This window comes from Dankookia sp. P2 (assembly GCF_050632255.1).
In the GTDB taxonomy this organism is placed as follows: Bacteria; Pseudomonadota; Alphaproteobacteria; order Acetobacterales; family Acetobacteraceae; genus Paracraurococcus.
Window position 1 is genome coordinate 3037037 of the sequence record NZ_CP192581.1, and the last position, 25908, is coordinate 3062944.

The following is a 25908-nucleotide window of genomic DNA, read 5'->3' on the forward strand; positions in this document are numbered from 1 at the left end:
GAAGCTGTCCCATGCGGATGTGGTCGAGCCCGTTGTTTAGCACGCCCTAGCACCAGCAGGCCGATGATCGTGTTGCCGATGCCGCCCATGCCGCCGAAGAGGCTGGGTGCCGCCGACCACCACTGCCGAGATTGCGTCGAGCAGAAAGTTGTCGAATTGGTTCTCGCTGCGCGCTGCCGAAATACGCCACACCCAGCATGCCGGCGAGACCGGAGCAGAGCGCGGAGATGACCATGACCGCGCCGATTATGGCGCGGACACCGACTCCCGAATGTTCCGCCGCCTCCCGGTTGCCGCCCACCATGTAGACGTAGCGGCCGAAGCGCGTGTAGGTCAGCACGAGGTGGCCGAGCAGCAGGACGGCGCCGGCCACGAGCACGATCCAGGGCACCCCGCCGATGGAGCCGCTGCCGACCGTCACGATGACCTCCGGCACGCTGTAGGCGATCTGCCCGCGCACCAGAAGCGCGCCGATGCCGTTGCCGATCTGCAGCATGGCCAACGTCATGATGAAAGAGGGATGCCGATGCGCGTCACTCCGAAGGCGGTGACGGCACCGAGCGCGAGGCAACCCGCCATCGCCAGCAGGACGGCGAGTGCGCCGGGCAGCGGCAGGTTGGCGATGTTTACGCTGGCGTCTTGCACCGTGAGGAAGGCCAGCAGGATGCCGGTGGCATTGGCCACGCTGGCCACGCTGAGGTCGATCTCGGCGCAGAGAATGACGAAGGTCAATCCGACCGCGATGATCGCAGTGATCGAGACCTGCTGCAGGATGTTTGCCAGGTTCCCCCAGGTGGCGAAGGAGGGGCTGAGCGCGCTGAACAGCGCGACCAGCACGATCAGCGTGGCAAAGGGCGCGAGGTTACGCGCTGGCCGCGTAGGCGCTGCCAGAGCGGGTCGCGCGCCGGGGCAGCGGAGGTCACGGGCGTGGACATGCGCGCTCCTTCAGGCTGCGGCGAGCAGCCGGTCCTTCCCGACCGGCTCCCCGCGAATCTGCGGGCCAGGACGCCGCGGCGCATCACCAGGATGCGGTCGGCAAGGGACAGGACGGTCTCGGGCTCCGAGGAGACGACAAGAATCGCGATTCCTTGTTCCCGCAGCCCGCGGATGATCCGCACCACGTCATCCTTGGCGCCGACATCCATGCCACGCGTCGGCTCGCTCAGCAGCAGGACGCGGGGCAGGTGGGCGAGCCAGCGGGCGAGCGCCACCTTCTGCTGGTTGCCGCCGGAGAGGGCGCCGACCGGCAAATCCACGTGCTGCGGACGCACGCCGAGCGCCTGCACCTGCGCCTCGGCGATCCGCCGCTCGATGCCCGGCCGCAGCAGCACGCGGTGGATGCGCTCCAGCATCGAGATCGTCACGTTGCGGTAGACGGGTTCCGGCGCGAAGAGCATGGCGCGCCGGCTCTCCGGCACGAAGGCTATGCCGCCGCGCTTCGCAGCCGGCGTGCCGCCGCCGGAGCTGCACCGGGGTGGCCATCCACCCGCACCGTGCCGCGCTCGGGCGGCAGCTTGCCGGACAGTGCGCGGGCGAGCTTCGAGCTGGCCGGAGCCCATGAAGCCGTATAGGCCGAGGACCTCTCCCGCATGAATGCGGAAGGAGGCATCCTCGAAAAGGCCAGTGACGCCGAGTCCGCTCGCCTCCAGCACCACCGGCGCCGAGAGCGGCGGCGGCAGTGCCACCTCGGCCGTGTAGCTCTCCTCCAACCGACCATGCGTGGCGCCGATCATCCTCTGGATCAACCAGGGCTTGCCCACGCTGTGGGTCGGCGCGGTGGCGACGCGGCGACCGTTGCGGAAGACCGTCACGGTGTCGGAGACGCGCAGGATGTCATCAAGGAAGTGGGATATGAAGACAATGGCGGTGCCACCTGCGCGCAGCCGTCCGATGAGGCCGAACAGCCGTTCCACCTCGGGCGGTGACAGCGCTGAGGTCGGCTCGTCGAGGATCAGGATCCGCGCGCCGGAGAGCAGCACGCGCGCCAGTTCCACCATCTGCTGCACGCCGAGCGGCAGGCTGCCGGCCGGCGCCGCCATGTCCACCGCGATGCCGAAAGCCTCAAGCTGCCGCTGCGCCTGCCGCCGCATCGCGCTCCAGGAGACGAGACCGAACCGGTTCAGCGGCTGCGCGCCGAGCAGGACGTTCTCCGCCACCGAGAGCGAGGGGACAATCGAGAGCTCCTGGTGCACCATGCCGATGCCGGCGTCGCGCGCGTCGCGCGGCGAGCGGAAGCGCACCGGCCGGCCGGCCAGGCGCAACTCGCCCTCGTATTCCGCATGTACGCCGGCAATGATCTTCATCAGCGTGCTCTTGCCGGCGCCATTCTCGCCGACCAGGCCGCTGGACTTCCCCCAGGCGGAGGATGAAGTCCACACCTTGCAGGGCGGCGACGCTGGCGAAGTGCTTGGCAATGCCGCGCAATTCCAGCGCCGGCGGCCCTTCGGACGGCATCCGCGGCTGAGATCAGGAAGTGCTTCTGCATCCAGGCCATGCCCTGGGCATTGGCCTTAGTGACCACCGGACCGTCGGTGATTACGTGCTTCGGGGATGCCGCCCTTCCGGCCTTCTCGCCCGCCACCACGGCGGCGACGCGCGGCCATGATGGCGCCGCCATGAATGCGGCAGGACGGGTTGCGCACCGTCGCGTGCATCCGCCCGTCCTGCACTGCCTGCAATGCGGGCGGCATGGCGTCGCAGCCGCCGATCCTGATATCGGTGCGGCCCTTGGCGCGCATGACGTTATAGGCGGCCAGCGCCATGTCGTCGTTGTGGAAGTAGGCGGCGCTGATCTTCGGGTACTTCGTGAGGTGCGTATCCCAGATCCGCGCCACCTTGGTCACGTCCCAGTCGCCCGGCGTGGTGTCAAGCACCTCCACCTTCGGGTAGCGCTTGACCACGGACTCGAAACCCGCGCGCCCGGCCCTGCGCCCCCGTGTGCCCAAGCGCGCCCTGGGTCATGATGACCGTGCGCTTCGCCGCCGATCGCCTGCATCAGCGCCTCGGTCACCGAGGCGCCCATGAACTCATTGTCGGGGGCGAGGAAGCTGTGGACGTTGATCTGCTCAAGCGGTGCGATCAGCGTGTCCATATCAATCACGGGGATGCCCGCGTCGATCATCTTCCGCACCGGCGCGGTGAGGGTCCCGATGCCGAAGGCCTGAATGGCCACGAAGTCCCAGCGCTGCGAGGCCATGTTGTCGATGGCGCCGCGCTGACGCGTCGCGCTCGCAGCTTCGCCGTCGAACCAGGTGACGTCCACGTTGAACAGCTTGCCCCAGTATTCCCCGCCGCGGCCTTGCCCTGTGCGCACCAGGTGGCCTGCAGTCCGGCATTGGAGAAAGCGGCACGCAGCGGCTTCTCGGACCGGCCCATCTCGGCCGCGAGCGAAGCGGGCGCGATGCCGAGTCCGCCCAGTGAGCGGCGCGGCCGTGGCCGCCCGCAGCAAAGCTCTACGATTGCTTTCTGGTGTTGGACTCTCGCTCATGGCGTTCCCTTCCCTGCCGGCAGCGCTTCTGCGCCTCATTCGGCCGAAAGCTTGCGCCATTGCGTCGGGCGCTTGCAATCGGTCGCTACGGCCAGCACGTCACGCCTGCGCTGTTGCACCGGACAGGAAAGCCGCAGCTCGGGTGAGCTCGGATCATCCACGTTGCCGACGTCAGTCGTGGGGTCGGATGCCGCAAGCCGCTGTCGGCGATGAACCGGCGTGCATGGTGCGAAAGCGGCGGTCGTCCTGCGGCAGTCGCTGCGCTTCGGGTCCTGGCGCGACAAGGCAGCCGATCGGTCACACGTCGCGGCGCAGCGCGATGCGCTGCTTTAGAGCTGCTCCTCGATCGGAAGCAGGCGGACCAGCCCGGCCAGGATGCGGCGCTGCAGAGACGCCCCGGGCTCGCTCGACAGGACCCGCCGCTGCCCGTCCCCGTCGCGGTCGATCCAGACAAGGCGTCCCTGCTCCAGCGTCACGCGCCAGCTTGCGCGCCGGATCGACGAGGCGGACATGCTCAACCTGAAGGTCCTGGGCTAATGCCGGATGTTCGGCAAAGATGCCCATCTCCGTATTCAGCGCGGCAGAGCGCGGGTCGAGATTGAAGGAGCCGACGCAGACCAGCCCGTCATCCACGGCGAGGGCCTTGGTATGCAGGCTCGCGCCCCGCGAGCCAAACATGCTTGCCGGCTCGCCGCCGCTGGGCTTCAGCTCGAATATCTCGACACCCGCGTCCAGCAGCCGGTGGCGGTAGCGCGCATAGCCTCCCGTGCACTGCCACGACATCAGTCGCGGCCAGCCGAGTTCGTCACCACCGACACCCGCACGCCGCGGCGGACGAGGCTCAGCAGCAGGTCGAGCCCAGCCTGGCCGGGCACGAAATAGGGCGAGATCAGCAGGGCCTCGCGCCGCGCGCAGCGCAATGCCTCCGCCACCTCAGGCCCGAGGCCGCCGGCGGCCGGGCGCGGCGCCGCGCCCTAGCCCACGCCGGGCCTTCTCCGGCGGATCGGCCACGATCCGCATGGCACCCTCCGCTACCGGTACGAGGCGGCGTCCGAGGTGCCCCGGGAGGTTCCTGTCATCCGGGCAGGCCGCCAGGAAGGCGGAGGCCGCGGGCTCGCGCGCCGCAGCCTCGAGCGCGTTGCGCAGGGCCGGCAGCCCGCCGCCGCCGTCGCACGCCGCGCTCAGCTCGCCGGCGCGGCGCGCGAATGGGCTCGCCCAGTATCGTTCGAACGCGGCCGCGACCGCGCCGGCCGCGGCGCCGACGACGACTAAATCGAGGTCGCGGAAGTTGAAGGTTTCGGCCGCGTCGAAATACTCGTCTCCCACGTTGCGACCACCGGCGATGGCAAGCTGCCCATCGGCGATCCAAGCCTTGTTGTGCATGCGACGGTTCAGATGCCATCCGCCGAGCAGCAGCTCCAGCGCAAAGCCCAAGCGGCCGAAGCGACGCCAGCGCGTACCGTTGAAGAGGCGCACCTCCACGCGGGGTGAGTGTCGAGCGCAGCCAGAGTGCGCTCCCTGCCAAGCGCGAAGACGTCGTCGAGAAGTATACGCACCTGCACACCTCGGTCGGCGGCGCGCAGTGCCTCGCGCGCCAGCAATCGACCCGTCAGGTCGCTGTGCCAGGCGTAATACTGCAGATCGAGGCTGTGGCGAGCCGCCTGTGCCGCTGCCGCACGCAGCGCAAATGCCTCTCTTCCATCCGCCACCAGGGACGCCCCACTATCAACGCCACTAAGCTGATGAAGCGCTAGAGCGCCGGCATAGTCTGGCGCAGTTGCAACGGCCCCTGGCTGGGGTGAGCAGTGAATCGCAGCGGTATCGATCGCGGTGACTGGCGCTCTCTCTCCCAACAGCGCCTCCAAACTGCCCCGCATGCGACACCTCCGACATCCGCCTTGCTCTGTGTCGGAATGCCAACGGCCGGAGCGGCTAACGGTTCATTGGTGGATGCGAGCCAATGAGAGACATCGTCTCAGGCCGCGTCAGCCAACCTCGCGGAGTGAGGATGTCGATCAGCCGCGCGGATGTGGACCCAAGCCTTGAGTGGGAGGTGGTCGGAGGCTACCCGCGCCAGCGGGCTATCGTGGATTTCAACCGGCTGAACCTGGGTGCGAGAACAGCCGAGAATTCGGTCAAGTGCGAGGAGGGGCCGGCGAGACGGAAAGCTCGGCTGACCCCGACCGACCGGGCCGAACAGCGGCTCAAGGGCGTGTAGAGACGAGCGGCTTCGATCCAGACGCCACTCGTTCAGATCGCCGAGCAGCAGTGTCGGTATACCAGCCCTAGGGGCAATCGCTGCGAGGATCGCTGCGACCTGCCGGGCGCGGCACCGCCGAAGAAGACCGAGATGCGCTGCGACAACCCGCAATGGCTCGCCGCCGCCCGGCAATGTAGAGCTCGGCGATCACAGCCCCACGTGGCTCAACCCCGGGCAGGTCGAGACGGCGGAGGTGCCAGGTGGTGCCCCGACGCACTAGAAGCGCGTTGCCATGCCAACCGAGACCGTCGGACAGTTCTGACGCCGGCACGGGCACTAGGCCCGTCGCATGCTCGAGCGCCTGGGCATTCAACAAGCCCGTGCGGCGGCCGAACCGTCGATCGACCTCCTGCAAGGCAATGAGATCGGCGCCAAGCTCGCCAATGACTGCCGTGATGCGCGCGGGATCGAACTTCCCATCCGTACCAACACACTTATGGACATTGTAGGACGCGACCCGCAGCTGATGCCGGTCAGTTGCGGGGCGTTCAGCAGGGTACTGGGGACGGGGCCTGATGCTCTCCGAGACGCAATCCGGAGTTCTGCCTAGACCTCGGGGAGGTCGGCTGCATGTCTCAGCCGCGACAAACGTATCACCGCGTATTTGATCTGATGACTGCAAGGGACAGTTGAACTCCAGTGGGGTTAGGTGAGGCACGACCAGCACAGCAAATTGGCTGCCGTGAGAATAATCCAAGCGGTAGCCTTCGGAGCCGTTGCAGCGTGGGCCCACAATGCCGCCAGCCGAAAGGAGTGTGATAGTGCCGGGTGACACCATGGATTGAGGCGGCATGCCGATCTTAAATTATTTCGGCAGTGCGTACGATCCTGAATAGCCGGGCTCGTATCATGTCATGCTTGCCGCACGTTCCTAAGAAAACCAAAGCACCCAACTCGTCCCCAAATCGACGGGGAAAAGCCTGTGGGCAACTTCGGGACGACTTCGACCCGGCCAGCGTCAAACCTTTAGGTTTTATGTCCTGCTGATAAACACAGCAGCCTGAATGCGAGCCTGTGGACAGATTCATGCTGTGTTCTCGCCGGGGATGTTCGCCTAGGTGAGAGGTGTCCAGATCGTTGCGGCATCGGGGGAGAGGGGGGGGGGGGGGGGGGGGGGGGGGGGGGGGGGGGGGGGGTGAGAACGAATGAGCAAGCGTCAGCGCGAACCGGAATGTATGCCAGAAGCTGCTTTCGCGCTTCACCTCTGGCCGTGTCAGAGCGGATGATCGGCACGCGCTACGGTGAAGGCCAGCGCGCTGCCCCGACCGGCCTCTCGGCGGGGCTCTGGGCAGTAGCACTCGGCTGTTCGGATGCCACACCCAGGAGCCCCAAGATAGCTGGCCTTCCCCGCCTCCACGGACAGTGTCACGTGGCTGAAGCAGCCGTATGGAACGCCATTACCTTCTGCTCTGGTGTGATGTAGCTCAGGGCCGAATGCAAGCGACGGCAGTTGTGTCCAGTCTTCCAGAAACTGGAATACGTGGGCTCTGGCCTCATCGCGCGTCAGGTAGTCCCGTTGCTCGAAGAGCTCACCTTTCAGCTTGGCATAGAAGCTCTCCATCGGCGCTTTGTCCCAGCAATCTTCCTTGCGGCTCATCGAGCAGACGATGTGGTGCTGGCGCAGCCGCTTGCGGTACTCACGTGCTGCGAATTGCACCCTGCGGTCCGATTGGTGGGTGAGGCCTGGCGCAGGCCCCTGGCGCGCGATGTTCATGTCGAGCGCGGCCAGCGCGAGTTCATGGCCGAGATGGTGGGCCATGGTCCAGCCGACGACACGAAGCGAGAACAGGTCAAGCACTACGGCGAGATACAGCCAGTCCTCGGCAGTCCAGATGTAGGTCAAATCAGCCAACCAGACCCGATCCGGCGCGCTGGCGGTGAAGTCGCGCCCGAGCAGGTTCGGCGCCACCGCGAAGGCGTGCGCGCTGTCCGTCGTGCGCCGAAGCCGCCGCCTGCGCCTGGCCGACAGACCCATGCCGCGCGTCAGGCGTGCAACTCGCTTGCGGCCAACCCGCCGACCCTGGCTGCAGAGTGCAGCATGCACGCGCGCGGGCTGCCGTAGCGGGCACGGCTGGCCTCGTGCGCGGCGCGAATCTCGGCCGCCACCGCTCGGTCCTCGACCGCCTGCCCGCTCTCCGGCCGGCTGGCCCAGGCGTAGTAGCCACTCCGGCTCACCCCCAGCACCTCGCGCACGACATGGATGGGGAAGTCGGCGACGTGCTCGCGGGTGAAGGCATAGCTCACCTCCGGCCCGTCGCCTTACCGAAGATGAGCGCAGCTTTTCCCAGGATGTCGCGCTCCATCCGGACCCGCTCGAGCTAACGCCGCAGCCGTCCAATCTCCGCCGCCTGATCCGCCGGGCTCGGGCCACGCGGCGCGCCGGCGCGCCGCTCCCTGCCATCGTGCGGCCCTCCGCCCAGCGTAGCCAGGCTCGCACCAGCCGGTCCAGCAGGCCCAACTTGGCCGCCATCGCAGAAGTGGATCGTCCGCCGCGAATGGCAGCCACTGTCTCGAGCTTGAACACGTCCGGAAAGAACCGGTGCTGCCTGTTGCTCTGTGCCATCGACACCTCTCAGTCCGCTCAGCTTATCTGGGGTGTCCGCCAGACCGGGGCAGGCTCAGATCGCCAGCAAGGGCCAGAACGCTGAAGCCGTCCACGGTACGCAGAAGCCGGTCGAATGCATGCGCCGACCGATCGAGAACAACTCCAGCCCGGGCCAGGCGGTGTACGAGCCCTTCTCCGGCTCCGGCACCAGATTATTGCCGCCGAGATGGCGGGGCGCGTCTGCCACGCCGTCGAACTCTCGCCGGTCTATGTCGATGTCGCGGTGCTGCGCTGCCAGACCTTCACCTGCCAGCAGGCGGTGCTTGACGGCAGCGGAGCGGGCTACGCCGCCACGGCTGCCGCCGGGCGCGCCAAGGCCGCTTGAGCGGAACAGGCTAGCCTTCCAGCCAAGCTGCGCTGTTCACCACCGACCAACGACCGTTGCTCGATGGTGAACAGGCCGGCTCACGACGTTGCGAGGCGTTGCAGCCAACTTGGCCCCATCGCGTCTGGCGCCACGATCAGCGATTACGGAGGCGAGACATGCGGCGCATGCCGAAGCATGTGGTGGTGATAGTCACTGTGCTGCTGGCGGGTTCAGGACTGGTGTCGGTGGTGCAAGCGGAACCTGACGTGCAGCGTGGGAAGGGGTCATTCTACGACACCGACCGGTTTGAAGGCCGCCCTATGGCCAATGGCGACCGCTTTGACCCGCAATCCAATGCAGCAGCCAGCAAGACCCTGCCGCTCGGCACCGTGGCCGATGTGACGAACCGCGAGACGGGCGAGACCCGCCGCGTGGTGATCGAGGACCGCGGGCCCTACGTGCAGGGGCGGGTCATCGACCTCTCGCCGAGGACGGCCGACGAGCTTGGCATGCGCCGCGACGGCGTGGCGCCGGTGGAGTTGAAGCCTGTCGGCCAGCTGCCGAACAAGGCGCGCGACGGCAAGGCGAGGACCGAGTAGCCAGCTTCCGCCATGCGCGACTAACCGGGTGACTACGCCATTGCGGATCGAACAAAACTAGAACATGCTGGCTCGCATGAGCGAGTCGAGCCCGGCCCCACCCGACGTCCTGCGCCGCATGCGCGAGGTGATTGCCACCGCCATCGCCACGCGGTCCATGACCGTGCTGGAGGCCGCTGCCGAGGCGCGAGGCCTGGGCCGCGGCCTGCAACCGGCGCTGCCCGCCGAGGTCGTGGCCAGGGCTGTCACCGCGCTCCTGCACGAACTGGGGTGCTGTCAGGCGCCGCTTGCGGCGGAGGACGCGGCCGGAGCCGCCCTGAGCCCGGCGGATCCGGCCGAGGTGGCAGAACTCGCTGGCCTACGCCATGCGCTTCGACGAGCGCGGCAAAGCCCGGCGGACCGGTGTTGAGTATGCCTCCCAACTGGCCGCCGCCCACCTCGTGCGGCAACGTTGACGGCGAGTGGTTACGTCGTGATAAGTCGTCGCTCAGCCCCGGCAAGCCGATAGCGGTGGCTTAGCGGCATGGCGGCCCTCATGGCGGGCATGGACCCGGCGTTCACCTTCACTGTCAATCACCTGGCCAGGGATCAGGCACTGCGGCTGCCCTGCGCCTGCCGGGTCCGAACCTTCCAGCGTCGGACGCTGATCTCGCTAGCCGGACGCGATGCCCGACTGCACCTGATCGGGCTGTGCCGGGAGCTGTGGTGCGCGGATTGCGGCGAGCCGCCCTTTATTGGGTGGGTCGTGCAGGCGAAGGTCGAACGAGCCTGAGGTCGACCCCTGGCGGCGGCTCGGAATTGCAGGAGTGAACTGCGAAACCCTCCATGGTTGACCTTCGGCCCATTCTGAAGTGGCCTGGAGCCGAGGTGGAACGACGATGTTTGAGCAATGCCGCTGGCTGAACGAGCCTGCCGAGTGGAAGATGGGGGCGGACCACGTTACCGCCGTGACGGACCGTGCGACGGATTTCTGGCGCGAGACGCACTACGGCTTCACTCGAGACAGCGGCCATTTCTTCGGACGCCAGGTGGAAGGCCCGTTCACCGCGACGCTTCGGGTCCGAGCGCGCTATGAAAGCCTCTACGACCAGGCCGGCCTCATGGTGCGGGTCGACAACGAGACTTGGATCAAGGCCGGAATCGAGTTGTCGGACGGTGAGGCGCTGCTGGGCAGCGTGCTGACCCTTGGGCGTTCCGACTGGGCCACGGGACCCTTCCGCGGTGACCCGTCGGATGTCTGGATCAGGGTCACCGTCGACCGCGGCGTGTTGCGCCTGCAGGCTTCCAGTGACGGCTTACGCTGGCCGCTGGTGCGACTCTGCCCCTTCCCAGCCGCTGAACGGTACATCGTGGGGCCGATGTGCTGCACGCCGGAGCGAGCGGGCCTGGAGGTCCTGTTCAGTGACTATGCCCTGACCTCGCCGACAGGGAAGGCACTGCACGACCTGACCTAATCAGGGCTGTGGTCAAGGGGAGCTCTGAACAGCAAAGTTCGACCCATAGCGGAAGTTGAACATAAACCGCGAGCAGCGGCCCTGCGTCTTTGCCAGCGAATGGCATAGGCTCGTCGCATGGGACGAATAACCTTTAGCATCAACGTCACCCTGGACGGCTGCGTCGATCACCGGGAGGGGATCGCGGACGACGAGACGCACGCGTTCTTCACCCGCCTCATGGATGAGGGCGGGGCGATGCTATGGGGCCGCATCACATACGAGATGATGGAGAGCTACTGGCCGGCGGTCGCTCGTGGCGACGTGGAGGCGCCGCCGGCGATACGCGACTGGGCGGTCAAGCTGGAGGCCAAGCCAAAATACGTGGTGTCGTCAACGCGAAAGAACTTCCCGTGGACCAACAGCCACCACATCGCGGATGACCTGCGAACAGGCGTGCAGAGGCTCAAGGACGCGACACCGGCGGGAGTGCTCCTCGGTAGCGGCAAACTCGCGACCGAACTGGACCGGCTGGATTTGATCGACGAGTACAAGTTCCTGCTGCATCCCAGGATCGCTGGCCACGGCCCGACCCTGTACCAGGGCGGGCTGCTCGGTACGCGACGGCTGAAGCTGGTTTCGGCGAAGCCGCTACGCAATGGCGCGGTCGCCATGCACTACGGGCGCGAACGGTGATCTCGCGCGACGTCGCTCCCACGACCTCGGGCCTGCACATCGTGGAGGCGCCGCCCGTGACCACTCGGCTCTGGGCGTTGATTCTCATAGATGGGAACAGGTGCACCTAGAGCGACTTCCTGTCTGACTGAATCGCTTGTGACTTCCTGGTCTGCCGGGAGGTGATTCAGTGCTCCCTGTCGAGGAGGCTGGTGGGCATGTCGAAGGCGCCGCCAGTGGATCTGCGGGAGCGGGTGGCGGTAGCCGTTGCGGCGGAAGCATCACGTCGTGCGGCAGCGAGCCGCTTCGGGGTCAGCGCTTCGAGCGCGATCCGCTGGTGCACCCTGGCGCGGGAGGCGGGCTTGGTGGCGCCGGATCCGCTGGGCGGGGATCGCCGATCTGCGCGCATCGAGGCGCAGGGGCGCTGATCCGGAGCCGCTTGGACCAGAAGTCCGACATCACCCTTGAGGAGATCCGGGTCGAGTTGGCCAGGGCTGGTGTGCAGGCGGGTACCGTGACGACTTGGCGCTTCTTCCAGCGGCACCGCCGGCGCGCAAGAAAGTCGGCGCATGCCGCCGAGCAGACCCGCCCGGACATCCTGAAGCTGCGCTGAGCTTGGTTCGAGAGTCCGCAAGATCTCGACCCGGACCGCCTGGTGTTCATCGACGGTTCAGGGCACTGCCCTGAACGCGGCATCGACCAACATGGCCCGCACTCACGGCCGGGCGCCCCGGGGCGAGCGGCTGCGCGCACCTGTCCTGCACGGGCACTGGAAGACCACGACCTTCGTCGCAGGCCTGCGCAACACGGGCATGGCCGCGCCCATGGTGCTGGACGGGCCGATCAACGGCGAGCTCCTCCAGACCTATGTCGACCAGGTGCTCGTGCCCGAACTGCGGCCCGGCGATGTCGTGGTCATGGACAACCTCGGCAGCCACAAGGGCGTGGGCGTCAGGATACGGTCGAGGCGGCGGGTGCGAGCCTGCTCTACCTTCCGCCCTACAGCCCCGACTTTGGCCCAATCGAGAATGCCTTCGCCAAGCTGAAGGCCACGCTCCGAAAGGCAGCCGAACGCACGCTCAACGGCCTCTGGGCCACGATCGGCCGCATCGTCCCAACCTTCACTCCAGCCGAATGCGCCAACTACTTCGCCACAGCCGGATACGATGAAGACCGATCGGAAGCCGCTCTAAGCGCCGGTCCTTTCGCACGATGGACATCGGTCGGCTGCCCGTATCGGGGGCGTGAGGACGAGGGGAGGGACCGGTTGCTTCCCGCCCCTCTTGGCGGCCCAAAACAAGCCTTCAGACTACAGCCCCTGCCAGCACCCGCGCCACCGTCGTGTGGGTTCATGCATTGCCGCCCCGCGGCATCGGCACCCCGCGCTCAGTCAGCGCCCGCGCGATCGCCGCCTGGCCGGTGACTCCTCGACCTGCAGCCGCTCCGCCTCCAGCGCCAGCCGGTGTGGTCGCCCGCTCCGCCGGCAAACGCCACGCCTGGGCCGCTGCCGCGGCGCTGGGGCGCGCCGCCGGCCGGTAGCTCCGGTCGCCGCCCAGAACCTGCCCACGCGCCTTAGCGGCTCGCAGCGCCGCCCTAGGTTCTGTCGACTCTTGGGATTTTCATTCGGTTGGCGGCGTGATTCAAAGCTGCCTTTTGGAGGTGGCGGATGGGGGTATTGGATCGGCTGATCCTGCGAGACGACCAATGGGAGCAGCGGATGGCGGCGCACGTCATTGGGGATGAGCGGGCACGAGGCTCGTCTGGGCGGGACAACCGGCTGTTCGTCGAGGGGGTGCTGTGGATCGCCCGCACCGGTTCGCCGTGGCGCGATCTGCCGGAGATCTTCGGCGGCTGGAACAGCGTCTACCGCCGGTTCAGCCGCTGGAGTGCCAGGGAGGTTTGGCAGCGGGTGTTCACCGCCATGGCCAACGACGCCGACTTCGAATACCCGGTCATCGACAGCACCATTGTGCGGGCGCACCAGCATGCAGCCGGTGCAAAAAGGGCCTGAGGATCAGGCTATCGGCCACTCCCGCGGTGGCCCGAGCACCAAGATCCACCTCGCCGTCCGCGGCCTTGGCTGCCCCGTCCGGATCATCCTGACGGCAGGCCAGCGCGGCGATGCCCCACAGGCCCTGGCGCTGCTTGGCACCGACAGACCGGCTGCGATCCTGGCCGATGCCGCCTACGACTCCGATACCTTCCGCAACGCCATCGCCACGGTCGGTGCCGTCGCCGTCATCCCGGACAACCCCCGCGGGCCATCAAGCATCGCCTCGACACGTCGCTCTACAGGAAGCGCCACCTGGTCGAGTGCTGCTTATCCAGGCTCAAGCAGTTCCGCCGTGTCGCAACCCGCTACGAGAAAACCGCGCGGAACTACCTCGCCATGAGTCACCCTCGCCGCAACCGTCCTCTGGTTGCGGTAAATGTGCACAAAACCTAGAGCACTTCTTCGCCCAGGCGACGGCACCCGGCCTCGGCCGCAGCGTCGTGGTGGAGAATGTCAGCGGCGCTGGCGGCCTCGTCGGCATGCAACGCGCGGCCCGGTCCGACCCGGCTGGCCACACCCTGGTATTCGGCAACATGGGCGTGATGGCGGTTGGCTCTATCCTCAACCCGGAGGGCAGCTTCGATCCGCACCGCGACCTCGCGCCCATCTCCCTCGTAGCAGATGTGCCTATGGTACTGGCGGCCAGCCCGCGCGGCACCCTGCGCAGCCTGGCGGCGCTGCTAGACTACCGGCGGCGGAGCGACGGGCGGGCGATCTTCGGCACGGCCGGCTCGGCACGACCAGCTATCTGGTACCCGGCTACCTGCTGCATCTCGTTAGGCTGAAAGCCACCCTGGTTTCCTATCAAGGCTCGGGGCCGGCGGTGAACGACCTCGCGGCCGGGGTGGTGGACGCGGTCATCGACCAGACCGTGACGATTATCCCGGCCCATCGCGGCGGCACCGCCGTCGCGCTAGCGGTCAGCGCGCCGGAGCGCATCTCGCAGCTGCCCGACGTGCCGACCTTCCGCGAGGCGGCGCTGCCAAGCTTCGACTTGGTGATCTGGAACGGCTTCGCCGCGCCCGTCGGCACACCAGCGCCCGTGGTGGCACGGTTGGCCAAGGCGCTGGAGGCCGCGCAGCAGGATGCCACGCTGCAGGGATCGGCGAGAACCGCCCCGCCCGCAGCCAAGCGCGGTCTAGCGGCGATGCAGGCGCGCATCGCCGCTGATTTAGCCAAATGGACGGAAATCATCTGCGCCGCCGGGCTGAACCGGGAATAGTGTTCATCGGATAAGGCACGCATCAAAATCTGCGGAGACTGGCTTCGCCGGCGCAAGCTGACGGGACAGGTCTCTTGCGTCATCGACCGCCGTCATTTCGAGCAGACCTGGTTGACTGGGCCCTTCCACCTTCATTCGGTCGAGGCAGCCATGCGGGCGACCAATCCACGAAGGCCCTTCCTGCGAAAGGCTTGGTGGCCCACACACGGAACCGGCCATGCCGTGACCTCTTCGGCATCGACCCGCAGCGCTAGCGCCCTGTGGCGCCGGAGCTTCCCGGCTGCTCGAAGGCGCCTTTCTGGTCAGGCGCAGCCTCCAGGACCCATTCCACTCGCTGGCGTTCCCGGGCCATACTTCGCGCTCGCCAGCCGGGCGGCTCCCCGGGGGGCCAATCCGGAGGGAACATGGCAGACGATCAACGGGTCGGGATCGGCCGACGCCATTTCATCGGGGGCCAGGCAGCGCTGCTTGGTGCAGTGCTCGCCGAAGCCCGACCCGCCGCCGCCCAGAGCGCGGCCCGGCGCGGCACCCTGGTCATCGGACTCGATATCAGCGACCCTACTTCGCTCGACCCCGCCCGGGTCTATCAGTACACTAATCCCCTACCGACGCATGCAGCATACGACTCGCTCGTGACCTTCGCGCCGGGCGACTACATCACCCTCCGACCGCAGCTTGCGACCGAATGGAGTTACCTGCCGGATGGCAAGACCGTCCGCTTCAAGCTGCGCCAGGGAGTGAAATTCCCTTCCGGCAGAACGATGACGGCAGCGGATGTGCAGTTCGGCCTGCAACGGGCGGTCAACATCAAGGACCAGCCGGCGCAATATGTGACCCACATCGCCAAGGTGACGGCGGTCGATCCCGCGACGATCGACATCGAACTGTCCGATCCCTCGCAGCCGCTGCTGACCATCATCGCTGCACCCGAATTCGTCGCCATGGATAAAGCCCTGGTCACTGAACACGGCGGGACGGATGCGCCGGACGCGAAGGAGACCGACAAGGCCACCGATTGGTTGAACAGCAACTCGGCCGGCACCGGGCCCTATCGCCTTGTCGGGTGGCAGCGCAATCAGCAGATCCAGATGGTCCGCAACCCGAATTACTGGAAGGGCACCCCGGGCTACGAGCGGGTTCTGATCCGGCACATGGGCGAGAGCGCGGCCCAGCTCCTGGCGATCCAGCGTGGCGACATCGACGTCGCCTTCAATCTGCTACCCGAGCAACTCGACAGCCTGAAGGACAACCCCGCCATTGAGGTGAAGGGCGCGACGAGCCTCGACTTCATCTACATGGCGGTCGTCGCCAGCCCGGACAACCCGGCCCTGCAGAACAAGGCGGCGCGCCAGGCAATTGGCTACGCGATCGACTATGACGGCATCATACGCAACCTGATCGGCGGCGCCGCGGTCCGCCCGGTGAGCTTCCTACCGGTCGGGGTGAACGGATCGACGGAGGCGCTGACACGCGAGATCGGCTTCCGCGAGGACCTCCCGCGGGCCCGCAAGCTGCTGGCCGAGGCCAGCCTGCCGCAAGGCTTCACCTTCCAGCTCGCCTACGGCAATGCGGCTATCGCCGGCGTGCCCTACCAGAGCCTGGCGCAGAAGATCCAGGCGGACCTCGCGCGGGTCGGCATCAAGGCCGAGCTCGCGCCGATGGACCAGGTCAACATGCGGACGCTGTATCTCGGCGGTAAGTTGCAGGCCGCACTGACTTTCTGGAACCCTCCCGCGCCCGAGAACCTGCTCTGGGCGGCGGCGACCGTCGACCGCGTGGCCAAGCGCGTCCACTGGGACGTGCCGCCCGATGCTCCGATCCGCAAGCTGATCGCCGCCGCCGCAGCCGAGCGCGACCTAGAGAAGGCGGCCGCGCTGTGGCGGCAGTACCAGGAGATGATGGTGGACCAAGCCAACCACTTCGTCCTGATCCAACCGGTCTATCGCGTCGCCGTCCGCAAGAGCGTTGCCGGACTGGACCTGACGGCGGCTGGCTGGATGGTCGAGCTGGACGGCGCGAAGCCTGCGGGCTGACCGCCGCATGCTCCGTTACATCGCAGCTAGGCTGGTCACCGCCGCCATCATGGTGCTGCTGGCGACGCTGGTGGTCTTCCTGATCGCTAACACGGTGCCGGGCGATCCCGTGCTTTCGCAGCTTCGGCGACTTGGCCGCGTCCGATCCGGCCACCGTCGCCGAGTTCCGCCACAAATGGGGCCTCGACCTGCCGATCTGGAACAGGTACTGGATCTTCCTGCGCGGGCTCTTCCATGGCGATCTCGGCACTTCAATCGTGTCTCGTCGCCCGGTCATGGACGATATCCGGGAGTACGCGCCGGCAACCGTCGAGCTTGCCTCGACTGCCTTTTTGCTGTCGCTCCTCGTTGGCCTGCCGCTCGGCGTTGTGGCGGCCGTCAGGCGCGACAGCTGGATCGACAACCTTGCCCGCGTGGTCTCGCTGGTCGGCGTCTCGGCACCGACCTTCTGGCTCGCCTTCATCATGCTGGCGATATTCTATGGCTGGCTCGACCTAGCGCCGGGCCCCGGGCAGCTCGATCCGGTGTCCTTCCCGCCCGACCGAATGACCGGATTGCTCCTGCTCGACACGCTCCTCGCGCAAGACTGGGAGACCCTCCACGATGCGGCGGCGCATCTGGTGCTGCCCTCGGTCGTCCTGGCCAGCGCAACGCTCGGCCTCATCACGCGCACCACCCGCGCGGCCATGCTCGAGGCGCTGTCGCAGGACTATGTGCGCGTCGCGCGGGCCAAGGGGCTGCGCCGACGTGTCATCGTACTCGGCCATGCCGCGCCGAATGCGATGCTGCCGGTGGTCACGCTGGGAGGCTTGGCCTATGCCAACCTGCTCTCGGGCGCGGTGCTGACGGAGACAGTTTTCTCCTGGCCCGGCCTAGGCCGTTACACTTACCAGAGCGCTGTCGCGCTCGATTTCCCCGCCATCATGGGCATTACCCTGATCGTGGCAGTGGTCTTTGTCCTCGTGAACATCTTGGTCGATCTCTCCTACGCACTGCTGGACCCGCGCGTGGTGAAGGCATGAGCGCGACCGCCCTGCCGGCGGTCGCCACGCCGGGGCAGCGCTGGCGCCGCCGCTACGGCCTCGCCGCCTTCGGCGGCGCCGTCATCCTGCTCTGGGCCCTGCTGGCGGCGGCGGCCGCTGGCGACCTCTTACAACCCCGACTTCGTCGACGTCGCGGCGAGGCTGCAGGCCCCCTCCGCGGCGCATTGGCTCGGCACCGACACGTTGGGCCGGGACGTGCTGACGCGGGTGATCTACGGTGCGCGCGTTTCGCTCTCGGTCGGCTTCGCCGTCGTGCTGCTCGGCGCGCTCTTCGGCACCCTGGTCGGTGCCGTCGCGGCCTATGCCGGTCGCTTCGCCGAGGAGGCAATGATGCGCCTCACCGACCTCGTCTTCTGCTTCCCGCCGATCATCCTAGCCATGGCGATCGCCGCCGCGCTCGGCATCGGCACGGTGAACACCTGTATCGCCATGCTGGTCGTCTGGTGGCCGAAATTCGCCCGCCTCGCCCGCAGCCTGGTGCTGACCCAGCGCAACCTCGAATATGTCGAGGCGGCGCAATCCGTCGGCTTCGGCCCGACGCACATCCTGCTGCGGCAGATCCTGCCGAACGCACTCGGCCCGCTAATCGTCCTGGTGACGCTCGACCTCGGCAACGCCATCCTGGTCTTTGCCGGCTTGTCCTTTCTTGGCCTCGGCACCATCCCGCCTACCGCGGAGTGGGGCGCCATGGTCGGCGAGGGACGGCAAGCTCGTGCAACAGTGGTGGGTGGCGACCTTTCCGGGCCTGGCCATCCTCTCAGTGGTCATGGGTTTCAACTTCATCGGCGACGGCCTTCGTGACTGGCTGGATCCCCATGCCCGCAACCGTTGAGCCGCTGCTGCGGCTGCGCGACCTGCGCACTTGGTTCCTCACTGATGCCGGCCCGGTGCGTGCGGTGGACGGCATCAGCTTCGATCTGCATCGCGGTGAGACGCTCGGCATCGTCGGCGAGTCCGGCTCGGGCAAGAGCGTCTGCGCCAAGTCGATCATGCGCCTGCTGGACGAGCCGGCGCGGATCGTCGAGGGGACTGTGAGCTTCCGCGGCCAGGACCTCGCGCAGCTCGACGAGGCTGCGATCCGCGAGGTCCGCGGGCGCGACATCGCCATGGTCTTCCAGGACCCGATGACCTCGCTCAACCCGGTGCTGCGCATTGCGAAGCAGCTGGTTGAGGCGATGACCGCGCATGGCCGCTTCACGCCGAAGGCGGCGCGGGAGCGCGCCTCGCGCTGCTCGGCCGGATGGGGGTGCCGGCGGCGGAACGCGCGGTCCGCAGCTACCCGCACCAGTATTCCGGCGGCATGCGCCAGCGCGTGATGCTGGCCATGGGCTTCTCCAACCAGCCTGCGCTGCTGATCGCGGACGAGCCCACCACCGCGCTTGACGTCACCATCCAGGCGCAGATCCTCGAGCTGCTGCGCGGGCTGAACAACGATCTCGGCACGGCGGTGATCTTGATCAGCCACGATCTCGGTGTCATCGCCAATATATGCTCACGGGTGCTGGTGATGTATGCCGGCGAGGTAGTCGAGGAGGGCTCGCCGGAAGCGCTGCTGAGCGACCCGCAACATCCCTATACCTGGGCGCTGCTGAATGCCGCCCCCCGTCTCGACAGCCAGGTGCATGGGCGGCGCCTGACCACCATCGAGGGGCAGCCGCCTGATCCGCGGGCTTGGCCGACCGGCTGCCGATTCCGCGCCCGCTGCCCTTCGCCATAGCGCGATGCGCTGAACACCCGGCGCTGCTGCCGCTCGGCACGGGGCGCTCCACCCGGTGCTGGGTCACGCAAGAGGGCGGGGTGCTGCAAGCGCCGGCCCGGCCACGCCAAGCCGCACCGCAGCCACCGGCGGAAGCGGAGCCCTTGCTGGCCCTAAGTGACCTGACGAAGCACTTTATCCTGCCGCGCGAGAGCCTCTTCGCTCCCCACCGGACGTTGCGCGCCGTGGACGGGGTGGACCTGACGGTCCAGCGCGGGGAGACGATAGGGCTGGTCGGCGAATCCGGCTGCGGCAAATCCACCCTGGCGCGGCTGGTCACCCGGCTGCACCGGCCGACCGCAGGGCAGATTCACTTCGACGGGCAGGACATTACGCATCTCTCGCCGGCGGCGATGCGGCCGCTGCGCCGGCGGATGCAGATGATCTTCCAGGATCCCTACGCCTCGCTCAATCCACGCATGTCGGTGGGTGAGATCCTGGCCGGCCTGTTGCTGCTACACGGCATCGTCGCTGACAAGGCCGCGGCGGCACGCCGGGTCGCCGAGCTGCTCGACATCGTCAACCTGCCCGCCTCGGTCTGCCGCGCGCTTCCCGCACGAATTCTCCGGCGGGCAGCGGCAGCGCATCTCGATCGCCCGCGCGCTGGCCCTGCAGCCTGACTTGGTCGTCGCGGACGAGCCGGTCTCGGCGCTCGACGTCAATATCCAGGCGCAAATCATCAACCTCATGGTCGACCTCCAGGAACGCTTCGGCCTGACCTACCTGTTCATCGCGCACGACCTCGCCGTCGTGCGGCATGTCTGCGACCGGATCGTAGTGCTCTATCTCGGCAAGGTCATGGAGATCGCGTCGGCCGAGGCGCTGTTCCGCGCGCCGAGGCACCCCTACACCCGGACGCTGATCGCCGCGGTGCCGGTCACCGACCCGACGCTGGAACGCGGCCGGCGCAGCCTGCCACTTCGGGGCGAGCCGCCCAACCCGATCAACCCGCCGCGTGGATGCCGCTTCGTCACGCGCTGCCCAATGGCGCAGCCCGTCTGCGGGGAGGTCGAGCCCGAGCTGCGCGCCGACGGGCGGGGCAGCGCGGTCGCTTGCCATTTTGCCGAGCCGCAGTTGGCGGCGGCGGGGCACGGGTGATAGCGTTTGGAAAGCACGAGGGAGGGGATCGGCCGCCCCATGAGCAAGCATGTCGTCGCCGCGGTTTCTGAGCTGCCGCCCGGCAGCCGCCGTCTGGTGAGCGCCAAGGGCCGCCCCATCGTGGTCTTCAACCTGAGCGGCGAGTTCTTCGCCCTGGTCAACCGGTGCCCGCACCAGGGCGCCGGGCTGTGCGACGGCGAGATCACCGGCCTCGTCACCTCCGACCGGCCGGGCGAATTCCATTTCTCCCGCGCCGGCGAGATCATCCGCTGCCCCTGGCATGGCTGGGAGTTCGATATTCGCACCGGCCAGTCCTGGTGTGACCCGTCGCGGATCAGGATCAGGCCCTACCCGGTGGAGGTCGCGCCCGGCGCGAGCCTGGCGCAGGGCCCCTACGTGGCGGAAACCGTGCCGGTGAGGATCGAGGAGGACTACGTCGTCCTCGAGGTCTCGAGGTGCTTATCCGGCGGTGATGCCTCGCTCCTCGATCATCTTCGTCAGCGCCGCCGTTTCCCGCTGGATGCTGGCGGTGAACTCCGCCGGGCTGGTCACGTCGGGCGTCATGCGCGACCGTACCGCCTCGCTCAGCATCGCAACGGCGCTGTGCAGCCGTTCCACCACCGGCCGCCGCGTGCCGGCCGGCACCGCCAGGCCGTGGCAGTAGAGGAATGTCAGGGCGGACAACCCGAGTTCGGCGAAGCAAGGCACCTCAGGGCGCGCTGCGATGCGCCGCGGCGTGGTGAGCGCGAGGATGCGGATCCCGCCCGCCGGATGCTGCGACAACGCCAGCATCAGACTCCCCATGAAGCCGGGGATGGCGCCACCAATCATGTCCTGCACCACTGTCGCTTCAGTGCGGTAAACTGCGTTTTCAAAGCGACCGCCTGTCTCGCCCGCCAGCATTTCCATCAGGATGTGGCCCGGCCCGCCACGCCCGACCGTGCCATAGGCGACCGGGCGCTTTTCCGACAGTGAGACCAACTCCGTCACGCTGCGCGCCGGCACAGATTTCGCCACCGCCAGCACCTGTGCGGCGCGAAAGATCGCCGTCAGCAGCGTGAGATTCATCGATCCGGTAATTTAGCGCCTAGCCCAGAGCCGGGCCGGTAACCATGGAGCCATAGGCCATGTAGCCCCCGTGCAGCCATTCTTTTGGTGAGCGGGCGACGTGCTCGGTCGCGATGACGCCATTCGAGCCAGATTTCAGGTCAATCACCACGTTCTGGCCGAGCGACGGTCGTGCCTGCTCCGCGATCAGCCGCGCCAACGTGTCAGAGACGCCGCCGGGGCCAAAGGGAAGTACCAGCCGCACCGGGCGATTGGGGAACGCCTCCTGTGCCTGGATTGGCCAGGGCGCGGCCAGCGCAGTACCCAGCAGGACACGGCGCGGGATGGCGGGCATGCTTCGCAGCATGGCGTTCTATCCGCCCTTGAATTTTCTTGCTGCCACAGCACCGGCCCAGCGCCCATTCAGTCAAGGGAAAAGCCCGCTGTCGGTGCTTCCTGTTGACCGTGGCCATGCCGGCACCCATGCTGATAGCAATCATGCTGGGGTCGCAAGACGGCACCCGGTCGGCGTGTATGCTGGTCTGGCTAGCCGACACGCAGAGGAGGACGCCCATGTCGGCAGAAACGCGCGGCGCTATCGACTGCGACCTGCACCCAGCATTGCCCGGCTGCATGGCGCTTTTGCCCTACCTCGACGACCATTGGCGGGAGGAAATACCTCCTCGCGGGCTCGACGATCTCGATTTTTCGCTCTGGCCTCGCAACGCGCCGCTGACGGCACGTGCCGACTGGCGGCCGGCAAAGGGCTTGGCGGGTGGCACTGTCGAGCAGCTCCGATCGCAGGCGCTGGAGCCTTTCGGGACCGACATCGGTATCCTCAACCCGCTGTTTGGCGCACCAGCACTGCACAATATCGACATGGCCGCCGCGCTGTGCCGAGCCACCAACGACTGGATCGCCCGGGAGTGGCTGGACAAGGATGATCGGCTGCGGGCCGGCATCCTTGTGCCGGTCGAAAGCCCGGACCTGGCTGTGGCGGAGATCGAGCGGCGCGCCGGCGACCACCGCTTCGTGCAGGTGCTGGTGCTGGGGGCGGCGGAGACGCTGCTCGGCCGGCGGGTGAACTGGCCGATCTTCGAAGCGGCTGAGCGGCACGGCATGCCCGTCGCGCTGCAGGTAACGAGCAGCACCCGCTTCGCCCCCAGCGCCAACGGGTGGCCGACCTACCTGATTGAAGACCACGTCAACTTTGCGCAGACCTTCCAGAGCCAACTGCTCTCAATGATCGCGGAAGGAGTCTTCAACCGTTACTCCAGGCTGAAGGTGGTACTGCTGAATCTCCGGCATCGGCTGGGTGCCCAGCTTCCTTTGGCGCAGCACCAAGGAATGGCGAGCGCTGCGGCGCGAGGTCCCCTGGGTAGATCGTGACCCCGCTGCGCTCTTCCGCGAGCATGTGCGCATCTCCGTCCAGCCGCTCGACGCGCCATCCGACTCATCCGACATCGCCGCCCTGCTGGAGATGATCGGCAGCGACGACCTGCTGCTGTTCTCGACGGACTGGCCGCATTGGCGCTTCGATGGCGATACGGCATTGCCGCCCGGACTGCCGGAGCGGCTGCGGCCCCGCGTGCTGCGCGAAAATGCGTTGGCGACCTATCCCCGGCTGAAGGAGAGCGTACAGTGAGTGCGACCACCCTCCCCCGCCCCGACTTACCCGCGCAGTCGCGGCTGCGTATCGTTGATTGCGACGTCCATCCGGCGATGCGCTCGGTGGAAGAGCTCGACCGCTGGCTGTCACCCCGCTGGCAGCAGCACCGGCGGGAGTACGGGCTGCGGCTGCGCCAGCCCTTCACCAGCACCTATCCCTATCCGAAATCGGCGCCGGCTTTGTCACGACGCGACTCCTGGCCGCCGACCGGCGGCCCACCGGGCAGCGATCTTGAGTTCATGCAGGCTCAGCACCTTGACTTCCATGACATCGAGTACGGCATGCTGCAGCCGCTCTCGGTCCGCGGAATGGATGAGCGTGTCCCAGGCTTCGCCGAGGCGGTGTCCTGCGCAGTGAACGAATGGCAACACGACGATTGGACCGCGAGGGATAAGAGGTTGAAGGGCACCATTGCCGTGCCTGGAGAGGACGCGAAGGCCGCAGTGAAGGAGATTGAGCGCTGGGCCGGCCACCCGGATTTCGTTCAAGTTTCGATGGTGACCCGGGCACAAGAGCCTCTCGGGCGCAGCCGCTACTGGCCGATCTATGAAGCAGCGGCGCATCACGGCCTTCCGCTCGGCCTGCACACCTTGGGCACAAGCGGACATTCGGTCGCCGCCGGCGGCTGGCCCTCCTACTATTATGAGGAGCACTCGGCGGTTGCGATATCGCTGGCCGCGATGGTGGCGAGCTTCATCCTGGAAGGCGTACCGGAACGCTTCCCTAGCCTGAAGATGGTGATCGTCGAAGGCGGCTTTGGTTGGGTGCCAAGCCTCGGCTGGCGCATGGACAGCCACTGGCAGGCACTGCGCTCCGAGGTGCCGCACCTGCAACGCAAGCCGTCCGACTACCTCAAATCCAACTTCTGGTTCACCACCCAGCCGGTCGAGGAGCCAGAGGAGCCCGAGCACTTGCGCAAGCTGATCGACTGGATCGGCTGGGACCGGCTGCTCTTCGCCACCGATTACCCGCACTGGGACAGCGACGACCCGCGCTACGCCTTCAAGTGCCGGATGAGTGAGGCGGAGAGGCGCGCGATCTTCGCCGGGAACGCGAAGGCGGTGTACGGTCTGTAGCGCGAGTAGCGGCCAGGCCGCTGGCTGCGGATACAATCGCGGTTTAGCCGAGGCACGTCTGTTCCTTGGCGCTCATTGTGAAGGGCATCCGGTTGGACGCGCAGAATCGGCAATAACTACGGATGTCATTTTGAGCGGCAGCATGACGGAGCCAAGCCCGTCGGCCGCGCGGGCCTGGGCGTTAGTACGTGCCTTTACGACGTGCTGGCGGTGGTGCCGAACAGGATCTTTTCGTCTGTGGTCTTGGCCTCAGCGACGGCATCCTTCCGCAGAGCGCGTTATCCACAGAGGGTGTTTGAATCTGGTTCGTCTCCCTCCACCGAGCGTTTTTTCAGAGGAATTTGTATCCAGATTTCCACCGCTGCAGCGGCGTGAACTGGAACTCAACGTTCTCTGGCGCCCCGGTTCGGTCAGGCGCTCCGGAAGGATGCGGGGAGGTGCGCCGGGCTGATTGCGGCGGTCCGTGGCACCGGACCGATCGACATTGTTGTCTACAATGCTGGTGTTCCGCAATCCGCTGCCGCTCGACGCCGACAAGGTCGACCGCATGATTGACGTCCACGTACGAGTGCCGATTACGGCAGCGTAGAACCGTAGCGCCTGACGCCCGAAGGCGGACGCATCCTGATCATCGAGATCCGACACTGCCGACAGCATGCCGTTCCCCGGACTTGCCGCTTAAATGCCGACCAAGACGGCGATACAGGACATGGTATGCGGTCCGCCACGCGACTTAGGTCCACGCAGCATGCGGCTTCGTCGCATGATTTCCAGCATTTATGCAGTCGCGTCCGTGAGATGGTTGGATATTGTCGAGATGAACGCGCGAAAACGCTCAAGACGCCGTAGGTCGCGGTGGTATCCCATCCAAACATCTCGGCCTGGCGGCGACGTCGGCAGTTCCAGCCTGCGCGTACCCGGGATCTGATTGCCGACTACGCAGGGCAGCACTGCGATGCCGACGCCTTGCCTGCACATGCGTCCCTGCACAATGCAGTTATTCGATCGCAGGACCGGTCTCGCGTGAGGGAAGCTCTCGAGTAGCCAAGCGATGTCAGGGAAGTGACGCGCGGACGGGGTGATCAGCCGGCAGCCAGTTCCGTCGCCGCATTCGGGATCAGCCGCCTCCTGAGCGATGTAGACGCCATAGTCGAGCGTGAATAGCCGCCGTTGAATGACATCGGCAGTGTCGAATGGAACGGTCCGAAAAGCGATGTCGGCCTCCCGCTGGGCGAGGCTGAAGCGGCGTGTGCCGGTCAGGATCTCGACGTCGACATTGGGGTAGGCGTTCGAGAAATCCGTCAGGATGGGCGGCAGGACATAGGCCCCGAATCAGTCCGTTGACGAAATGCGCAGATTGCCTTCGAAGTCTTGCTCCTGCCCCGCAAGCCGCCGCTCTATGGCCAGCGCGCCTTCTTCCATTTGCTCGGATGTCGCAACGATTCCATGACCCTCATCGGTCAGAACAAGACCGTCCGTTGTGCGCTGGAAGAGCGTGTGACCGATCGCCTCCTCTAGTGCGCGAAGACGCCTTCCAACGGTTGG

Annotated in this window: 34 protein-coding genes and 6 pseudogenes; 24 read left to right on the forward strand and 16 right to left on the reverse strand. The window is 66.9% G+C overall.

Annotated features, from left to right (window positions below):
- Nucleotides 1-46 precede the first annotated feature (46 nt).
- The 9 genes and pseudogenes from ACQ86J_RS17920 to ACQ86J_RS17960 form a co-directional block, all read right to left on the reverse strand.
- Nucleotides 47-496, reverse strand: a complete 450-nt coding sequence (locus tag ACQ86J_RS17920; RefSeq protein WP_431272148.1) for an ABC transporter permease — start codon at nucleotides 494-496, stop codon at nucleotides 47-49.
- Between the two features lie 8 nt (nucleotides 497-504).
- Entirely contained in the window at nucleotides 505-837 is a 333-nt protein-coding gene (locus ACQ86J_RS17925) for a hypothetical protein (protein WP_431272149.1), read from the reverse strand.
- 2 nt (nucleotides 838-839) lie between these two features.
- Complete coding sequence (locus tag ACQ86J_RS17930; RefSeq protein WP_431272150.1) at nucleotides 840-2378, reverse strand: sugar ABC transporter ATP-binding protein; 1539 nt, start codon at nucleotides 2376-2378, stop codon at nucleotides 840-842.
- 132 nt (nucleotides 2379-2510) lie between these two features.
- Nucleotides 2511-2900: a substrate-binding domain-containing protein gene (locus tag ACQ86J_RS17935; RefSeq protein ID WP_431272151.1), complete on the reverse strand. Its 390-nt coding sequence runs from the start codon at nucleotides 2898-2900 to the stop codon at nucleotides 2511-2513.
- Nucleotides 2840-3313 carry a substrate-binding domain-containing protein gene (locus tag ACQ86J_RS17940; RefSeq protein ID WP_431272152.1) on the reverse strand — a complete coding sequence of 158 codons (474 nt, stop codon included), beginning with the start codon at nucleotides 3311-3313 and terminating at the stop codon, nucleotides 2840-2842. Before ACQ86J_RS17940 ends, ACQ86J_RS17935 begins: the two co-directional genes overlap by 61 nt.
- Nucleotides 3314-3816: 503 nt before the next feature.
- The gene (locus ACQ86J_RS17945; protein WP_431272846.1) at nucleotides 3817-4005 is read right to left on the reverse strand and encodes a hypothetical protein; all 189 of its coding nucleotides are present in this window, start codon (nucleotides 4003-4005) and stop codon (nucleotides 3817-3819) included.
- 55 nt (nucleotides 4006-4060) lie between these two features.
- Nucleotides 4061-4270, reverse strand: a pseudogene (locus ACQ86J_RS17950) (phospholipase D-like domain-containing protein); the annotation flags it as partial.
- Nucleotides 4270-4419, reverse strand: coding sequence for a hypothetical protein (locus tag ACQ86J_RS17955; RefSeq protein WP_431272153.1), 150 nt, complete (start codon nucleotides 4417-4419; stop codon nucleotides 4270-4272). The gene ACQ86J_RS17955 and the pseudogene ACQ86J_RS17950, both read right to left, overlap by 1 nt.
- Before the next feature lies 1 nt (nucleotide 4420).
- Entirely contained in the window at nucleotides 4421-4969 is a 549-nt protein-coding gene (locus tag ACQ86J_RS17960; RefSeq protein ID WP_431272154.1) for a hypothetical protein, read from the reverse strand.
- 5 nt (nucleotides 4970-4974) lie between these two features.
- On the opposite strand from ACQ86J_RS17960, the gene ACQ86J_RS17965 reads away from it, so the two are divergent.
- A complete protein-coding gene (locus ACQ86J_RS17965; protein ID WP_431272155.1) occupies nucleotides 4975-5241 on the forward strand; it encodes a hypothetical protein in 267 nt (88 codons plus the stop codon).
- A gap of 221 nt (nucleotides 5242-5462) precedes the next feature.
- On the opposite strand, the gene ACQ86J_RS17970 is transcribed toward ACQ86J_RS17965, so the two are convergent.
- Together ACQ86J_RS17970 and ACQ86J_RS17975 are read right to left on the reverse strand one after the other, a co-directional pair.
- A complete protein-coding gene (locus tag ACQ86J_RS17970) occupies nucleotides 5463-5879 on the reverse strand; it encodes an endonuclease/exonuclease/phosphatase family protein (protein WP_431272156.1) in 417 nt (138 codons plus the stop codon).
- Nucleotides 5773-6144, reverse strand: a complete 372-nt coding sequence (locus ACQ86J_RS17975; protein WP_431272447.1) for a hypothetical protein — start codon at nucleotides 6142-6144, stop codon at nucleotides 5773-5775. The genes ACQ86J_RS17970 and ACQ86J_RS17975 overlap by 107 nt, the downstream gene beginning before the upstream one ends.
- Here ACQ86J_RS17975 and ACQ86J_RS17980 point away from each other — a divergent pair.
- Nucleotides 6037-6297, forward strand: a complete 261-nt coding sequence (locus ACQ86J_RS17980; protein WP_431272847.1) for a hypothetical protein — start codon at nucleotides 6037-6039, stop codon at nucleotides 6295-6297. The genes ACQ86J_RS17975 and ACQ86J_RS17980 overlap by 108 nt on opposite strands.
- An 815-nt stretch (nucleotides 6298-7112) precedes the next feature.
- Here the strand turns inward: ACQ86J_RS17980 and ACQ86J_RS17985 are convergent.
- Nucleotides 7113-8310, reverse strand: a pseudogene (locus ACQ86J_RS17985) (IS3 family transposase).
- Nucleotides 8311-8518: 208 nt separating this feature from the next.
- Between ACQ86J_RS17985 and ACQ86J_RS17990 the strand changes: the two are divergent.
- The 19 genes and pseudogenes from ACQ86J_RS17990 to ACQ86J_RS18080 all read left to right on the forward strand — a co-directional run.
- Nucleotides 8519-8677 (forward strand): hypothetical protein, encoded by a 159-nt coding sequence (locus ACQ86J_RS17990; protein WP_431272848.1) that lies wholly within the window; start codon nucleotides 8519-8521, stop codon nucleotides 8675-8677.
- 158 nt (nucleotides 8678-8835) lie between these two features.
- On the forward strand, nucleotides 8836-9258 hold the full coding sequence (locus ACQ86J_RS17995; RefSeq protein ID WP_431272157.1) for a septal ring lytic transglycosylase RlpA family protein: 423 nt from the start codon (nucleotides 8836-8838) through the stop codon (nucleotides 9256-9258).
- 118 nt (nucleotides 9259-9376) lie between these two features.
- The gene (locus tag ACQ86J_RS18000; protein ID WP_431272158.1) at nucleotides 9377-9667 is read left to right on the forward strand and encodes a hypothetical protein; all 291 of its coding nucleotides are present in this window, start codon (nucleotides 9377-9379) and stop codon (nucleotides 9665-9667) included.
- A 114-nt stretch (nucleotides 9668-9781) separates the two neighbouring features.
- Nucleotides 9782-10030 (forward strand): hypothetical protein, encoded by a 249-nt coding sequence (locus ACQ86J_RS18005; protein WP_431272159.1) that lies wholly within the window; start codon nucleotides 9782-9784, stop codon nucleotides 10028-10030.
- Between the two features lie 106 nt (nucleotides 10031-10136).
- On the forward strand, nucleotides 10137-10712 hold the full coding sequence (locus ACQ86J_RS18010) for a DUF1349 domain-containing protein (RefSeq protein WP_431272160.1): 576 nt from the start codon (nucleotides 10137-10139) through the stop codon (nucleotides 10710-10712).
- Between the two features lie 117 nt (nucleotides 10713-10829).
- Entirely contained in the window at nucleotides 10830-11387 is a 558-nt protein-coding gene (locus tag ACQ86J_RS18015; protein WP_431272161.1) for a dihydrofolate reductase family protein, read from the forward strand.
- Nucleotides 11388-11584: 197 nt separating this feature from the next.
- Nucleotides 11585-12540 (forward strand): annotated as a pseudogene (locus ACQ86J_RS18020) (IS630 family transposase); the annotation flags it as partial.
- Nucleotides 12541-13041: 501 nt separating this feature from the next.
- Complete coding sequence (locus ACQ86J_RS18025) at nucleotides 13042-13377, forward strand: IS5 family transposase (RefSeq protein WP_431272162.1); 336 nt, start codon at nucleotides 13042-13044, stop codon at nucleotides 13375-13377.
- Nucleotides 13352-13494: pseudogene (locus ACQ86J_RS18030) on the forward strand (IS5/IS1182 family transposase); the annotation flags it as partial. The gene ACQ86J_RS18025 and the pseudogene ACQ86J_RS18030, both read left to right, overlap by 26 nt.
- Nucleotides 13447-13812: a transposase gene (locus tag ACQ86J_RS18035; protein WP_431272448.1), complete on the forward strand. Its 366-nt coding sequence runs from the start codon at nucleotides 13447-13449 to the stop codon at nucleotides 13810-13812. The pseudogene ACQ86J_RS18030 and the gene ACQ86J_RS18035, both read left to right, overlap by 48 nt.
- A 50-nt stretch (nucleotides 13813-13862) precedes the next feature.
- A pseudogene (locus ACQ86J_RS18040) lies at nucleotides 13863-14641 on the forward strand (Bug family tripartite tricarboxylate transporter substrate binding protein).
- A 260-nt stretch (nucleotides 14642-14901) separates the two neighbouring features.
- A complete protein-coding gene (locus tag ACQ86J_RS18045) occupies nucleotides 14902-16674 on the forward strand; it encodes an ABC transporter substrate-binding protein (RefSeq protein WP_431272163.1) in 1773 nt (590 codons plus the stop codon).
- Between the two features lie 131 nt (nucleotides 16675-16805).
- Nucleotides 16806-17696, forward strand: a complete 891-nt coding sequence (locus ACQ86J_RS18050) for an ABC transporter permease (RefSeq protein ID WP_431272164.1) — start codon at nucleotides 16806-16808, stop codon at nucleotides 17694-17696.
- 204 nt (nucleotides 17697-17900) lie between these two features.
- On the forward strand, nucleotides 17901-18518 hold the full coding sequence (locus ACQ86J_RS18055) for an ABC transporter permease (RefSeq protein WP_431272165.1): 618 nt from the start codon (nucleotides 17901-17903) through the stop codon (nucleotides 18516-18518).
- Nucleotides 18519-18532: 14 nt separating this feature from the next.
- Nucleotides 18533-19033 carry an ATP-binding cassette domain-containing protein gene (locus ACQ86J_RS18060; RefSeq protein ID WP_431272166.1) on the forward strand — a complete coding sequence of 167 codons (501 nt, stop codon included), beginning with the start codon at nucleotides 18533-18535 and terminating at the stop codon, nucleotides 19031-19033.
- Nucleotides 18958-19434: an oligopeptide/dipeptide ABC transporter ATP-binding protein gene (locus tag ACQ86J_RS18065; protein ID WP_431272167.1), complete on the forward strand. Its 477-nt coding sequence runs from the start codon at nucleotides 18958-18960 to the stop codon at nucleotides 19432-19434. Before ACQ86J_RS18060 ends, ACQ86J_RS18065 begins: the two co-directional genes overlap by 76 nt.
- The gene (locus ACQ86J_RS18070; protein WP_431272168.1) at nucleotides 19389-20093 is read left to right on the forward strand and encodes an ATP-binding cassette domain-containing protein; all 705 of its coding nucleotides are present in this window, start codon (nucleotides 19389-19391) and stop codon (nucleotides 20091-20093) included. Before ACQ86J_RS18065 ends, ACQ86J_RS18070 begins: the two co-directional genes overlap by 46 nt.
- Complete coding sequence (locus ACQ86J_RS18075; RefSeq protein WP_431272449.1) at nucleotides 20059-20571, forward strand: oligopeptide/dipeptide ABC transporter ATP-binding protein; 513 nt, start codon at nucleotides 20059-20061, stop codon at nucleotides 20569-20571. Before ACQ86J_RS18070 ends, ACQ86J_RS18075 begins: the two co-directional genes overlap by 35 nt.
- 39 nt (nucleotides 20572-20610) lie before the next feature.
- Nucleotides 20611-20883: pseudogene (locus ACQ86J_RS18080) on the forward strand (Rieske (2Fe-2S) protein); the annotation flags it as partial.
- A 147-nt stretch (nucleotides 20884-21030) separates the two neighbouring features.
- On the opposite strand, the gene ACQ86J_RS18085 reads toward ACQ86J_RS18080, so the two are convergent.
- The gene (locus ACQ86J_RS18085) at nucleotides 21031-21639 is read right to left on the reverse strand and encodes a tripartite tricarboxylate transporter substrate-binding protein (RefSeq protein WP_431272169.1); all 609 of its coding nucleotides are present in this window, start codon (nucleotides 21637-21639) and stop codon (nucleotides 21031-21033) included.
- A gap of 19 nt (nucleotides 21640-21658) precedes the next feature.
- The gene (locus tag ACQ86J_RS18090; RefSeq protein ID WP_431272170.1) at nucleotides 21659-21985 is read right to left on the reverse strand and encodes a hypothetical protein; all 327 of its coding nucleotides are present in this window, start codon (nucleotides 21983-21985) and stop codon (nucleotides 21659-21661) included.
- 98 nt (nucleotides 21986-22083) lie between these two features.
- Between ACQ86J_RS18090 and ACQ86J_RS18095 the strand changes: the two genes are divergently transcribed.
- Genes ACQ86J_RS18095 through ACQ86J_RS18105 form a run of 3 tightly spaced genes read left to right on the forward strand, consistent with a single transcriptional unit; the run spans nucleotide 22084 to nucleotide 24363 of the window.
- Nucleotides 22084-23007 carry an amidohydrolase family protein gene (locus ACQ86J_RS18095; protein WP_431272450.1) on the forward strand — a complete coding sequence of 308 codons (924 nt, stop codon included), beginning with the start codon at nucleotides 22084-22086 and terminating at the stop codon, nucleotides 23005-23007.
- Nucleotides 22934-23263 (forward strand): amidohydrolase family protein, encoded by a 330-nt coding sequence (locus ACQ86J_RS18100; RefSeq protein WP_431272171.1) that lies wholly within the window; start codon nucleotides 22934-22936, stop codon nucleotides 23261-23263. Before ACQ86J_RS18095 ends, ACQ86J_RS18100 begins: the two co-directional genes overlap by 74 nt.
- Nucleotides 23260-24363 carry an amidohydrolase family protein gene (locus ACQ86J_RS18105; RefSeq protein WP_431272172.1) on the forward strand — a complete coding sequence of 368 codons (1104 nt, stop codon included), beginning with the start codon at nucleotides 23260-23262 and terminating at the stop codon, nucleotides 24361-24363. Before ACQ86J_RS18100 ends, ACQ86J_RS18105 begins: the two co-directional genes overlap by 4 nt.
- A 777-nt stretch (nucleotides 24364-25140) precedes the next feature.
- Here the strand turns inward: ACQ86J_RS18105 and ACQ86J_RS18110 are convergent.
- On the reverse strand, nucleotides 25141-25680 hold the full coding sequence (locus ACQ86J_RS18110) for a LysR substrate-binding domain-containing protein (RefSeq protein WP_431272451.1): 540 nt from the start codon (nucleotides 25678-25680) through the stop codon (nucleotides 25141-25143).
- 15 nt (nucleotides 25681-25695) lie between these two features.
- Nucleotides 25696-25869, reverse strand: coding sequence for a hypothetical protein (locus ACQ86J_RS18115; protein WP_431272452.1), 174 nt, complete (start codon nucleotides 25867-25869; stop codon nucleotides 25696-25698).
- Nucleotides 25870-25908 lie beyond the last annotated feature (39 nt).